Source organism: Polaribacter sp. L3A8, from assembly GCF_009796785.1.
Lineage (GTDB): Bacteria > Bacteroidota > Bacteroidia > Flavobacteriales > Flavobacteriaceae > Polaribacter.
This window is the reverse complement of sequence record NZ_CP047026.1, coordinates 2,028,848-2,042,063: the sequence shown is the minus strand read 5'-3', so window position 1 is coordinate 2,042,063 and position 13,216 is coordinate 2,028,848. Positions and strand designations below refer to the sequence as shown.

11 protein-coding genes, 1 tRNA gene, 1 pseudogene and 1 riboswitch are annotated in these 13,216 nt (G+C 31.3%); of the genes and pseudogenes, 12 read left to right on the top strand and 1 reads right to left on the bottom strand.

Annotation, left to right across the window (positions count from 1 at the left end; genetic code table 11):
* Positions 1-126: 126 nt before the first annotated feature.
* A pseudogene (locus GQR92_RS18235) lies at positions 127-486 on the bottom strand (ISAon1 family transposase N-terminal region protein); the annotation flags it as partial.
* A gap of 340 nt (positions 487-826) precedes the next feature.
* Positions 827-948, top strand: a riboswitch (FMN riboswitch).
* 98 nt (positions 949-1,046) lie between these two features.
* On the opposite strand from GQR92_RS18235, the gene ribB reads away from it, so the two are divergent.
* The 12 genes from ribB to gmd all read left to right on the top strand — a co-directional run bounded on the left by ribB (position 1,047) and on the right by gmd (position 13,143).
* Complete coding sequence (gene ribB / locus GQR92_RS08435; RefSeq protein WP_158838729.1) at positions 1,047-1,715, top strand: 3,4-dihydroxy-2-butanone-4-phosphate synthase; 669 nt, start codon at positions 1,047-1,049, stop codon at positions 1,713-1,715.
* A gap of 509 nt (positions 1,716-2,224) precedes the next feature.
* Positions 2,225-2,302, top strand: a tRNA-Val gene (locus GQR92_RS08430).
* A gap of 119 nt (positions 2,303-2,421) precedes the next feature.
* Positions 2,422-3,408 carry an SDR family oxidoreductase gene (locus GQR92_RS08425; RefSeq protein ID WP_158838727.1) on the top strand — a complete coding sequence of 329 codons (987 nt, stop codon included), beginning with the start codon at positions 2,422-2,424 and terminating at the stop codon, positions 3,406-3,408.
* On the top strand, positions 3,405-4,688 hold the full coding sequence (locus tag GQR92_RS08420; protein WP_158838725.1) for a nucleotide sugar dehydrogenase: 1,284 nt from the start codon (positions 3,405-3,407) through the stop codon (positions 4,686-4,688). Before GQR92_RS08425 ends, GQR92_RS08420 begins: the two co-directional genes overlap by 4 nt.
* 4 nt (positions 4,689-4,692) lie before the next feature.
* Entirely contained in the window at positions 4,693-5,625 is a 933-nt protein-coding gene (locus tag GQR92_RS08415) for a Gfo/Idh/MocA family oxidoreductase (protein ID WP_158838723.1), read from the top strand.
* 117 nt (positions 5,626-5,742) lie between these two features.
* Complete coding sequence (gene wecB / locus GQR92_RS08410; RefSeq protein ID WP_158838721.1) at positions 5,743-6,864, top strand: non-hydrolyzing UDP-N-acetylglucosamine 2-epimerase; 1,122 nt, start codon at positions 5,743-5,745, stop codon at positions 6,862-6,864.
* A complete protein-coding gene (gene wecC, locus GQR92_RS08405) occupies positions 6,864-8,075 on the top strand; it encodes a UDP-N-acetyl-D-mannosamine dehydrogenase (RefSeq protein WP_158838719.1) in 1,212 nt (403 codons plus the stop codon). The genes wecB and wecC overlap by 1 nt, the downstream gene beginning before the upstream one ends.
* Before the next feature lie 353 nt (positions 8,076-8,428).
* The gene (locus GQR92_RS08400; protein WP_158838717.1) at positions 8,429-8,860 is read left to right on the top strand and encodes an adenylyltransferase/cytidyltransferase family protein; all 432 of its coding nucleotides are present in this window, start codon (positions 8,429-8,431) and stop codon (positions 8,858-8,860) included.
* 135 nt (positions 8,861-8,995) lie between these two features.
* Positions 8,996-9,418 (top strand): adenylyltransferase/cytidyltransferase family protein, encoded by a 423-nt coding sequence (locus GQR92_RS08395; protein ID WP_158838715.1) that lies wholly within the window; start codon positions 8,996-8,998, stop codon positions 9,416-9,418.
* A gap of 211 nt (positions 9,419-9,629) precedes the next feature.
* The gene (locus GQR92_RS08390; protein WP_158838713.1) at positions 9,630-10,952 is read left to right on the top strand and encodes a UDP-glucose dehydrogenase family protein; all 1,323 of its coding nucleotides are present in this window, start codon (positions 9,630-9,632) and stop codon (positions 10,950-10,952) included.
* Positions 10,953-10,964: 12 nt separating this feature from the next.
* Positions 10,965-11,915: a GDP-L-fucose synthase family protein gene (locus GQR92_RS08385; RefSeq protein ID WP_158838711.1), complete on the top strand. Its 951-nt coding sequence runs from the start codon at positions 10,965-10,967 to the stop codon at positions 11,913-11,915.
* Positions 11,916-12,015: 100 nt separating this feature from the next.
* Positions 12,016-13,143 carry a GDP-mannose 4,6-dehydratase gene (gmd, locus tag GQR92_RS08380; protein WP_158838709.1) on the top strand — a complete coding sequence of 376 codons (1,128 nt, stop codon included), beginning with the start codon at positions 12,016-12,018 and terminating at the stop codon, positions 13,141-13,143.
* Positions 13,144-13,216 lie beyond the last annotated feature (73 nt).

Sequence of the window (13,216 nt, the reverse complement as noted above, 5' to 3'; positions counted from 1 at the left end):
TACGATTTAAAAACGAGAATTTTACTAAATTCCACAATAGTCACAAACATGTGTTGGCATCAGTTTTTTTATTTACTAAAGAATATTTTACAACCTAATTCTATTGTTACAATTATAACTTTAATGCTATTTTTTTAATTCAATTACTCCCTCATCATCAAAAGAGTACTTTGTTTTATAAGTAAAATGATATTGATTGCCTTTTATGTGAAATTCTATACAGCCATTTTCTTTCAATTTTTGATAAGTATTGTGGTTGGCTATTGCGATACCAAAATCACAAAATGAACTTGAAAGCAAATGGAATATATTTAAATAATCCTTTCTTAAAAAAAAAGCAGCAAATTCACTAGTTATTCTAGTGCCTTTTGCTACTAATTGCCAATCTCTTGTAACTACTTTTTTAGAATTTTCCTCAATCCAACGTCGTCTAATAACATGTAGAAAAACGTTTTTACCTCGAATTAGAAAATCTTGAATAGTAGCTTCAGGAAAAAAAACTTAGAACTTCATTTAGGTGCTTTAAATTCTTCTAGAGCATCATTTAATTCTGTGAAGTAGAAATGAAGTGTTCCGTGCGTAATCTTATGTTTGGTTAGTTTAAAATAATCAACAAAGACTTCAGGTAATAATAATTTAGAAATAGCAATTGAGGTATCTAAAATAGTAAGAATTTTAAAGAATAAAGTTCTTATTTTTTATTCTACGCCACAATTCTTTGTGTTGATCCTTAATTACTGCCTTCTAGTTTTGCATACTAAGTGAAATTATTCTTAAAGATTTAAGAAGTTCATCAAAAGAAAAAATTATTGGTTAAATTTGTAGACAATTTCTTCAGGGCAGAGTGTAATTCTCTACCGGCGGTGATAGTCCGCGACTCCTTGCAAAAGGACTGATTTGGTGGAACTCCAAAACCGACAGTTAAAGTCTGGATGAGAGAAGAAAGGTTTATTACTTAACTATACAGCTGGTTTATATCAGTTGTGTATTGTATTGTTGTACACTTTGCTCAGAAGAATTAATATAAATACTTAAAAGTAGCAAAGATGAATAGTTTAAATGTATTTGGAAAAGACAGCGTAGAAAGAGTTAATTATGCTGTTGAAAAATTACAAAAAGGTTTCGGAATTTTATTGGTTGATGATGAGAACAGAGAAAATGAAGGTGATATCATTTTTTCTGCAGAGAAAATGACGGAAAAAGATATGGCTTTAATGATCCGTGAATGTAGTGGTATTGTATGTCTCTGTTTAACCGAAGAAAGGTGTGCAAGTCTTAAGTTAAGACCAATGGTTGTTGATAATACAAGTAAAAATCAAACAGCGTTTACGGTATCAATAGAGGCAAAAGAAGGAGTTACTACAGGTGTGTCTGCAAAAGATAGATTGCAAACAATAAAAACAGCTATTGCGGCAAATGCCAAACCAGAAGATTTATCACATCCAGGACACGTATTTCCTTTATTGGCACAAAAAGAAGGTGTTTTTGCAAGACGAGGTCATACAGAAGGAAGTATCGATTTAATGAGGTTATCTGGTTTAAGAGATGCTGCTGTTTTGTGTGAATTAACAAATGTAGATGGTACAATGTCTCGACTTCCTGAAATTTGTGCTTTTGCAAGCAAGCATGATATGACGGTTGTTACTATTGAAGATATTTATCAATATAGATTGATGACTGAAAAAAAACAAGAAGAGCTTGAAATGGTGAATTAAAAATAAAACGCATACATTATTAACTGTTTTTAAAGTTGTTAGAGTTTCTTAAAATCTACAATAATGGCTAATAATGTTGCGTTTTCTTATTTTGTTGTTGCTTAGTTGTTTTGCAATATTTAGAGGATGCATTTGGTAATATATTTCTGAAAAGCTATAGTAAATTCGTTCTATTAAATAATAGAACTTTACGTATAGTATTCAAATGAAAATAAGAAGCCAAATAAAACAATGCTGCAGCAAATATTCAGCCTTATCATGTATTACCTTCTTTACCGCAAGCGCAATTATTGTTGAATCTAAATTTATTAATAGCAGATCCTTCAAATAATGGGTATCGTTAGAGTAAAGTAATTTTTTGTCTGTTTTATTGGTGATAAAGAATAGAGTGGGTTGCAAAAAAACATTAGGTATGTAGGTAGTTTGTAGGTTTTAATTAATAGTAGTATAAAATTATTTCACTTTTTGTTTGGTATATCCAAAATCTATGTTATATTTGCAGCCGCTTAGGGCAATTAGCTCAGTTGGTTCAGAGCATCTCGTTTACACCGAGAGGGTCGGGGGTTCGAATCCCTCATTGCCCACCAAAATAAAATCCTTCACATTTATGTGAAGGATTTTTTGTTTTTAATGGTATTTGGTAAAGAGTCCAATGATTCTTTTATTATATTTGTTTCTTTAAAAAAAATAGCTAAAAGATTTCTTAATGGATATAAAATTGTCAGGAAAAAAGATACTTGTTACAGGAGGTGCTGGTTTTATTGGTTCTAATCTGTGCGAGGCTTTACTTGAAAAAAAGAATACAGTAATCTGTTTAGATAATTTTTCTACAGGAAAAAGAGAAAACATCGCTTCTATTAAAGAAAATTCAAATTTTAAGTTAATAGAAGGAGATATTAGAAATTTAGAAGATTGTATGTTGGCAGCTTCTGGTGTAGATTATGTTTTGCATCAAGCAGCATTAGGTTCAGTTCCTAGATCTATAAAAGATCCTATTACAACAAATGACGTAAATGTTTCTGGTTTTCTAAATATGTTAGTCGCGGCAAGAGATAATAATGTAAAAAGATTTGTGTTTGCTGCAAGTTCTTCTACGTATGGAGATTCAGAATCGTTACCAAAAGTAGAAGATGTAATAGGGAAACCATTATCTCCTTATGCAGTTACCAAATATGTAAATGAATTGTATGCAGATGTTTTTGGTAAAACGTATGGTTTAGAAACAATTGGGTTAAGGTATTTTAATGTTTTTGGAAGAAAGCAAGATGCTAACGGAGCGTATGCGGCGGTAATACCTAAGTTTGTAAATCAGTTTATGAGTTTAGAATCTCCGGTTATCAATGGAGATGGTTCTTTTTCTAGAGATTTTACATATATAGACAACGTTATTCAGGCAAACTTATTAAGTTTAATAGCGGACAAAGAGGCTGCTAATGAAATTTATAACGTTGCCTTTGGAGATAGAAACACTTTAATTGATTTATGTGATTCTTTAAAAGAGTTTTTATCAAAGTATAATCCAAAAATTAAAGATGTAGAAGTGGTTTTTGGACCTAATAGAATTGGAGATATTCCACATTCTCATGCAGATATATCAAAAGCTAATAAATTATTAAATTACAACCCAGAGTTCTCTTTAAAAGAAGGATTAAAAGAATCTATAGATTGGTATTGGGAAAACTTAAATAAATGAGTAAAATTAAAATAGGTATTATTGGTTTAGGCTATGTTGGCTTACCATTAGCGAGACTTTTTGCAACAAAATTTTCTGTTGTTGGTTTTGATATCAATCAAACTAGAATAGAAGAACTTGGGCAAGGAAAAGATGTTACTAGAGAGATTTCTAAAGAACTTTTAGATAAAGTAGTTCTTACCGAAAATAACAATGATGAAGGATTATTTTTTACATCAAAATTAGAAGATTTAAAGGATTGTAATTATTTTGTAGTTACGGTTCCTACGCCAGTAGATAAAAATAACAGACCTGTTTTAACGCCTTTAATAAAAGCAAGTGAAACCGTTGGTAGTGTTATTAAAAAAGGAGATATCGTAATTTATGAATCTACGGTGTATCCTGGTGCAACAGAAGAAGATTGTGTGCCTATTTTAGAAAGAGTTTCTGGTTTAGTATTTAATAAAGACTTTTTTGTAGGATATTCTCCAGAAAGAATAAATCCGGGTGATAAAAAACACACAGTAGAAAAAATATTAAAAGTTACTTCTGGCTCTACGAAAGAAGTTGGTGAGAAAGTGAATGATTTATATGCGTCTGTAATTACAGCAGGTACACATTTAGCACCTTCAATAAAAGTTGCAGAAGCAGCAAAAGTGATTGAAAATTCTCAGAGAGATATTAATATTGCATTTGTAAATGAGTTGGCTAAGATTTTTGGGTTGATGGATATCAATACACAAGATGTTTTAGAAGCTGCAGGCACAAAATGGAACTTTTTACCCTTTAAACCAGGTTTAGTTGGTGGGCATTGTATTGGTGTAGATCCTTATTATTTAGCTCAAAAAGCACAAGAATATGGCTATCATCCAGAAATTATTTTAGCAGGTAGAAGGGTCAATGATGGTATGGGAAAATATGTAGCGTCGGAAGTTGCTAAGTTGATGATTCAGAGAGATATTGAGGTAAAAGGAGCTGAGGTTTTAGTTTTGGGAATCACTTTTAAAGAGAATTGTCCGGATGTTAGAAACACAAAAGCTGTCGATCTTATTTATGAATTAAAAGAGTATGGAGCAAACGTAACTATTTTTGACCCTCATGCAAATTCAACCGAAGTTCAAAAAGAATATCAGTTAGAATCTAGCATTGTTTTACCAAAAAAGAAATTTGATGCCGTTATTTTAGTGGTGGCACACAAAGAATTTCTTAGTTTGGATTTTGCTGACCTTAAAAAAGAAAAATCAATTGTATACGATGTAAAGAATTTTTTAGATTCTAAATACGTAGATAAGTCACTATAAAGAAATGAAAAATTTTGCATTAATAGGTGCTGCAGGATATATTGCGCCAAGACATTTAAAAGCGATTAAGGAAACCAATAATCAGCTAATAGCAGCTTTAGATAAGTTTGATAGTGTTGGTGTAATGGATAGTTTTTTTCCGAAAGCAGATTTTTTTGTAGAATTTGAAAGGTTTGATCGTCATATAGAAAAGTTAAAAAGAGGAGGAACGCATTTAGATTATGTAAGTATTTGTACACCAAATTATTTGCACGATTCTCATATTAGAATGGCTTTAAGAAGAGGTGCCGATGCTATTTGTGAAAAACCATTAGTTTTAAATCCTTGGAATGTTGATGCTTTAAAAGATATCGAAAAAGAGTCTGGTCAAAAAATAAATACAATTTTACAATTAAGATTACACCCAAGTATTATTGCGTTAAAAAACAAAGTAGCAGTAGAAAATAAAGCGGGTAAATACGATGTAGATTTAACATATATTACCTCTAGAGGTAGATGGTATGATATTTCTTGGAAAGGAGACGAGAGTAAATCTGGTGGAATTGCAACAAATATTGGGGTTCATTTTTATGACATGCTTTCATGGATTTTTGGGGAAGTTCAAGAAAATATAGTACATGTTAGAGAGAAAGATAAGTCGGCAGGGTATTTAGAATTTAAAAATGCTAGAGTACGCTGGTTTTTATCAATTAATGAGGATGATTTACCACAAGACATAAAAGAAAAAGGACAAAGAACTTATAGGTCCATCACTATTGATGATCAAGAATTAGAGTTTAGTGCTGGTTTTACAGATTTACATACTAAAAGTTACGAACAAATATTAAAAGGAAACGGTTTTGGGTTAAAAGAGTCGGAAGCATCCATAAAAATTGTTCATAATATACGAAACACATCCATCAGTACAATTGGAGAAAAACACCCGTTTATTAAGTAAAAAAGATTTTCTAAGTTAAAATCAACTTATTTATAAAAACATGTAGTTTTTACTTAAGGTAAGGATGTTGCCTTAAAAAGGGAGCGTCATAAGATTGTATTATTTTGAATAAAAATAATGAAAAAAAAGAATCTATTAATTTTCGGCACAAGGCCAGAAGCTATTAAAATGGCCCCTTTAGTTAATCAATTTTTAGCCGATAAGAGGTTTGAAACAAAGGTTTGTGTTACAGGTCAGCATAGAGAAATGTTAGACCAGGTTTTAAATTTTTTTGATATTACTCCAGATTTCGATTTGTGTTTAATGAAACCCAATCAGAATTTATACAACTTAACGGGAGAAGTAATTTCTGGGTTAAAACCTATTTTAGAATCATTTAATCCCGATTATGTTTTTGTGCATGGAGATACTACCACTACCATGGCAGCAAGTATTGCTGGTTTTTATTCCGGAGCAAAGGTTTGTCATGTAGAAGCTGGTTTAAGAACCCATAATATGTTGTCTCCTTTTCCAGAAGAAATGAATCGTCAAGTGGCAAGTAGAGTTGCAACGTATCATTTTGCACCTACCATAAAATCCAAAGAGAATCTTTTAGGAGAAAATATATCCGAAGAAAATATTTTAATTACTGGAAACACGGTGATTGATGCTTTGTTAGAAAGTTCTAGTAGAGTAGGTAACTTAGATAATGAGGATGTTAAAGAAATTAAAAGCAAAGTTAATTTTGATAAGAAAATCATTTTAGTAACAGGGCATAGAAGAGAAAATCACGGACAAGGATTTATAAATATTTGTGCTGCACTTAAAGAAATCGCACTTAATAATCCAAATGTAGAGGTTGTGTATCCAGTTCATTTAAACCCGAATGTGTTAAAACCTGTAAATGAGTTGTTGGGTGATGTAAGTAATATTCATTTGGTAAAACCATTATCGTATCCATCCTTTGTTTGGTTGATGAATCATTCGTATTTAATAATCACAGATAGTGGAGGAGTGCAAGAAGAAGCACCTAGTTTAGGAAAACCTGTTTTAGTGATGCGAGACACCACAGAAAGACCAGAAGCTGTAGAAGCAGGAACTGTTATTTTAGTGGGGACAGATTGCAATAAGATTGTAAAGGAGACACAAGCGTTGCTAGATGATGCAAAAAAATATCAATCAATGAGTTCTTTACACAATCCGTACGGAGATGGAAAAGCATGTAAAAGGATTATTGAATTTATTTCAAATTTAGAATAATGAAACAAGTAGAAGTTGTAACGATAGGTTTAGGGTATATTGGTTTGCCTACATCAGCATTAATAGCACAAAACGGAATTCAAGTTCATGGTGTAGATATTAATCAGCATGTGGTAGATACTATTAATCAAGGTAAAATACATATCATAGAGCCAAGTTTAGATATTGCTGTAGAAGAAGCTGTAAAAAAAGGTTTTTTAAGGGCAGATATAAAACCAGTGGAAGCTGCTACTTATTTAATTGTGGTGCCTACTCCTTTTAAGGGAAACCATGAACCAGATATTTCTTATGTAGAATTGGCAACAAAGAATATTATTCCGTTTTTAAAAGAAGACGATTTATATATTATAGAATCTACTTCACCTATTGGTACTACAGAAAAAATGAGAAGACTTATTTACGATGTAAGACCAGAGTTAAAAGATAAACTAAACATAGCCTATTGTCCGGAAAGAGTGTTGCCAGGAAATGTAATGCATGAGTTAGTTTATAATGATAGAGTTATTGGTGGTGTAGATGAAAAATCTACCCAAAAAGCAATTGATTTTTACAAGCAATTTGTAAAAGGAGCCTTGCATGCTACCAATGCAAGAACGGCAGAAATGTGTAAGCTAACAGAAAATTCGTCTAGAGATGTGCAGATTGCATTTGCAAATGAGCTTTCATTAATTTGCGATAAAGCAGCTATAAATGTTTGGGAGTTAATCAATTTAGCAAATAAGCATCCAAGAGTTAATATACTGCAACCTGGTTGTGGCGTTGGAGGACATTGTATTGCTGTATATCCTTATTTTATTGTGTCCGATTACCCAATGGAGTCTAAGATTATAGGTACTGCTCGTGAGGTGAATAATTACAAGTCTTTTTGGTGTGCAGAAAAAATTCAGAATGAGAAATTAAAATTTGAATTAAAGCACGGTAGAAAACCAAGTATTGCCCTAATGGGATTGGCTTTTAAACCAAATATTGATGATTTACGTGAGTCTCCAGCAAAATATATTGCCCAAAAAGTTTTACAAAACACTAACAATGAAGAGTACTTTATTGTTGAACCGAATATTACAGAACATAATATATTTAAAATTACAAATTATAAAGAAGCATATAAAAAGGCAGATATTGTAGCGTACCTAGTTGCTCATAACGAATTTAAAACATTACCTGTAGATTCAGAAAAGGTTGTTTTAGATTTTTGCGGTGTTATGAAATGATTAAATTTTGAATAAAAAAATCTTTGAAGATTACTTTTTTTGGGAGTGTCATTCTTTAAAACCTTTTTATTAACAGGTAAGTAAAGCGGTTACTTCTCTTTATAGAATTGGTTTTAGGGTTTTTATATATAATGGAGTTGTTTTTTTGAAATTATGATAGCATGTCCTTTCTGATTACTTTAAAATTAGAGTTTTTGTTAGATATTGAGTGCAAGTCGCTTTTTATGAGGTTTTTATGTTTTTTTGATTGTTTTATTTCATTTTTATCATATTTAACGTTGAAAGCACCTCTGTTTAGGAAGAACCTTTTTTTATTAAATAATTAACATATATTTGCCAAAAAAAAGAAACTTATGAAAGTCGGGATTACCTTTAGTGCTTTTGATTTATTTCATGCCGGACATGTAAAAATGTTAGAAGAGGCAAAAATGGAATGTGATTATTTAATTTGTGGATTACAGACCAATCCTACGTTAGATCGTCCAGAAAAAAACATGCCTGTTCAATCTGTTGTAGAGAGATATATTCAGTTAAAAGGATGTCGGTTTGTAGATGAGATTGTTCCTTATGCAACAGAACAAGATTTAGAAGATATTTTAAGATCTTTTAAAATAGACGTACGTATTATAGGTGATGAGTACGCTAGCAAACAATTTACTGGGAGAAAATATTGTGAAGAAAAAGGAATAGATCTATTCTTTAATAAAAGAGAACACCGTTTTTCTAGTAGCGGGCTTCGTAAAGAAGTTCAAGAAAAAGAGAACTTAAAAAAGAAAGATAAGTAGGCAGTACTTACTTATTTATAGTGTTTTAATAACATATTTTTTTATTAAATTAATTCACTTGTTTTTGTATAGAAAAGATAGGGGAAAAACCTTTTTTGCTACTTAGAAATTAAACATATATTTGCACAAAAAAAAATGAAAAAACTAATTATAGTATCAGGGTATTTTAACCCAATTCATAAAGGGCATTTAGAGTATTTTAACAATGCAAAAGCATTGGCAGATGAGTTGATTGTAATTGTAAATAGCGATTTTCAAAGAGGTTTAAAAGGTTCTAAAGAATTTCAAAAAGAAGAAGAACGTTTATTTATTGTAGAGAATATTAAATCTGTAGATAAAGCAATGATTTCTGTGGATAACGATAGAACCGTTTGTGCTTCTATACGTGCTATACATGAAAAATACGGAAAAGAATATCAATTAGGTTTTGCTAATGGAGGAGATCAAGATAATAATTCTATTCCAGAAGCACCCGTTTGTAAAGAGTTGAGTATTGATTTGATTGATGGTTTAGGAGATAAGATTCAATCTTCATCTTGGTTGTTGAAAAATAATTAAGTTTAGAATAAGCACTTATTTATAAGTGTTTTTTTATAATCTTATTTTAATAAAAAGGATCATAGGCTATTGTATAGAACTTGTTTTATTTTTGCATCTAATTTAGATGACGTTTTCTAATGAAAATAAATATTCAGGAACTTTGATAATATCCATTAAAATAAAAGTGAATGTCTTGTTTACGAGATGTAGTAAAAAATATTAAAACAGTATGAATATTGCTATAATCGGTTCTGGTTATGTTGGATTGGTTTCTGGAACTTGTTTTTCTGAAATGGGAAACAAAGTAATCTGTGTAGATATAGATCAGAAGAAAATTAAAAGCTTAGAACAAGGAATCATCCCTATTTTTGAACCAGGTTTAGAGCAAATGATTTTAAAAAATGTAAAAAATAAAAATTTATTTTTTACAACCAATTTAGGGAATGCTATTAGTGATGCAGAGATTGTTTTTATTGCTGTTGGTACGCCAATGGGAGATGATGGTTCTGCAGATTTACAATATGTTTTAGCTGTAGCAAAGTCTATTGGAGAAACAATGAATAAAAGGTTAATAGTTGTTGATAAATCTACGGTGCCTATTGGTACAGCAGATAAGGTAAAAGCAACGATTCAAGCAGAGCTTGATAAAAGAAATGTAGACCTTGAGTTTAGTGTAGTTTCTAATCCAGAGTTTTTAAAAGAAGGAGCTGCTATAGATGATTTTATGAAGCCAGATAGAGTGGTTATTGGAGCAGATTCTGAATATGCTTTTGAGTTAATGAAGCAATTGTATTCACCTTTCTTTAGAACACATGATCGTTTTATAACGATGGATATTCGTTCTGCTGAAATGACAAAATATGCAGCAAATACCATGTTGGCAACAAAAATTTCATTTATGAATGAGATTGCAAATATTTGTGAAAGAGTAGGAGCAGATGTAAATATGGTTCGTATAGGTATTGGGTCAGACAAACGTATTGGATATAGTTTTATTTATCCAGGTGCAGGTTATGGAGGATCTTGTTTTCCTAAAGATGTAAAAGCTTTAAAGAAAATTGCAGAAGAAAACGGGTATAAAGCAAGTTTAATTGAGTCTGTAGAGAATGTTAATGATGCTCAAAAGTTAGTAATTGCTAACAAAATTGTAAAACGTTTTGGAGAAGATTTATCTGGGATGATTTTTGGTTTATGGGGCTTGGCTTTTAAACCTGGTACAGATGATATGAGAGAAGCACCAGCAATTTATATTGTAAAAGAATTAGAAAAAAGAGGCGCAAAAGTAAAAGCATACGATCCAAAAGCAATAGAAGAAGCTAAAGAATTTTATTTAAAAGATGCTAAAAATATAACGTACTTTACTTCTAAATACGAAGTTTTACAAGATGCAGATGCGTTGATTTTATTAACAGAATGGAAAGAGTTTAGATCTCCAGATTTTGTAGAGATTAAGCAACAACTAAAAAATCCTATTATTTTTGATGGTAGAAATCAATATAATGCTTTTAATTTAGAAGAAAAAGGATTTGAATATATTCAAATAGGGAAATAAAAAATATTATAAATGAATAAGGACACTAAAATATACATAGCAGGACATAACGGTATGGTTGGTTCCGCAGTATGGAGAACTTTAGAAAAAAAAGGATATACAAACTTAATAGGGAAATCTAGTAAAGTATTAGACTTAAAGAATCAGGAAGCTGTTCTTGATTTTTATCAAAAAGAAAAACCAACAGTTGTTATAGATGCTGCTGCAAAAGTTGGTGGTATTTTAGCAAATAATGATTTTCCATATCAGTTTTTGATGGAAAATATGCAGATTCAAAATAATTTAATTGATAGTGCATTAATAGCAGGGGTTGAAAAATTTATATTTTTAGGAAGTTCTTGTATTTATCCAAAGTTTGCTCCGCAGCCTTTAAAAGAAGAGTACTTATTAACAGACTCTTTAGAACCGACAAATGAATGGTATGCGCTAGCAAAAATAACAGGGGTAAAAGCATGTCAGGCTATTAGAAATCAGTTTCAAAAAGACTATGTAAGCTTAATGCCCACAAATTTGTATGGTACACATGATAATTTTGATTTAAAATCATCTCATGTTTTGCCTGCAATGATTCGTAAGTTTCATGAAGCTAAAGAGAATAATGATGCTGATGTAGTTTTATGGGGAAGTGGAACGCCTATGCGTGAATTTCTTTTTGTAGATGATATGGCCGAGGCTGTTGTGTATGCTTTAGAAAATGAATTGCCAGAATACCTATACAATATAGGAACTGGAGAAGATTTAACGATTAAAGAATTAGCAGAAACCATTCAACAAGTTGTTGGGCATGAAGGAAAATTAGTTTGGGATAGCTCTAAACCAGATGGAACACCAAGAAAGTTAATGGATATTTCTAAAATGCACAACTTAGGTTGGAAGCATAAAGTTGATTTAAAACAAGGGATCGAGAAAACATATACTTGGTTTTTAGAAAATATAGAAAATTTTAAAGAAGTTAAATTGTAAAAGTCGTTATTCGTCTTTCGTTTACCGTCCATCGTCCAACGAAAACCGAGCAACGAAAACCGAACAACGAAAACCGAATAACGAAAAACGAAAAACGAACATGAAAGTAGCATTAATTACAGGAATTACAGGACAGGATGGGTCTTATTTAGCAGAGTTATTATTAGAAAAAGGATATATCGTACATGGTATTAAAAGAAGATCGTCTTTGTTTAACACCAATAGAATTGATCATTTATACCAAGATCCACATGATCCAGATCAAAGATTAAAATTGCATTATGGAGATTTAACAGATGCGATGAACTTGACGCGTATTATTCAAGAGTGTCAACCAGATGAAATTTACAATTTAGGCGCAATGTCTCACGTAGCTGTTTCTTTTGATACTCCAGAATATGTGGGTAATGTTGATGGATTAGGAACTTTAAGAATCTTAGAAGCTGTAAGGATTTTAGGATTAGAAAAGAAAACAAGAATTTATCAAGCTTCTACTTCAGAATTATATGGAGGTATGCCAGAAAATAAAAATGAAAGAGGTTTCTATGATGAATCTTCTCCATTTTACCCTCGTTCTCCTTATGGGGTAGCAAAAATTTACGGTTTTTGGATTACAAAAAATTATCGTGAAGCATATAATATGTTTGCTTGTAATGGTATTTTATTTAACCATGAATCTCCAAGAAGAGGGGAGACTTTTGTAACAAGAAAAATCACACGTGCAGTAGCTAAAATTGCACTAGGATTGCAAGAAAAAGTGTTTTTAGGTAATTTAGAAGCAAAACGTGATTGGGGACATGCAAAAGATTATGTTCGTATGATGTGGATGATTTTACAAGCAGATAAGGCAGAAGATTGGGTAATTGCAACCGGAGTAACTACTACTGTTAGAGAATTTGTACGTTTAGCTTTTAGTGAAGTTGGTATAGAGGTAGAGTTTAAAGGAGAAGGGGTAGATGAAAAAGCGTATGTAGTAGCATGTAGCCACAAAGACTTTCAAGTAGAAATTGGTAAAGAAGTTTTATCTGTAGATCCTTCTTACTTCCGTCCAACTGAAGTAGATTTGTTAATCGGAGATCCTTCTAAGGCAAAGAATGAATTAGGTTGGGTACCAGAACACGATTTAGCTTCTTTAGTAAAGGATATGATGCTAGGTGATGTTTCGTTAATGAAAAAAGATGTTGTTTTGCTAAAAGCGGGCCATGAGATATTAAAGCAAGCTGAGTAATTTTTATAAATTTAGGTATAAATTAATTCTAAAATACCTCTATGTTAATGATTGTGTATAATCGCATTTTCTA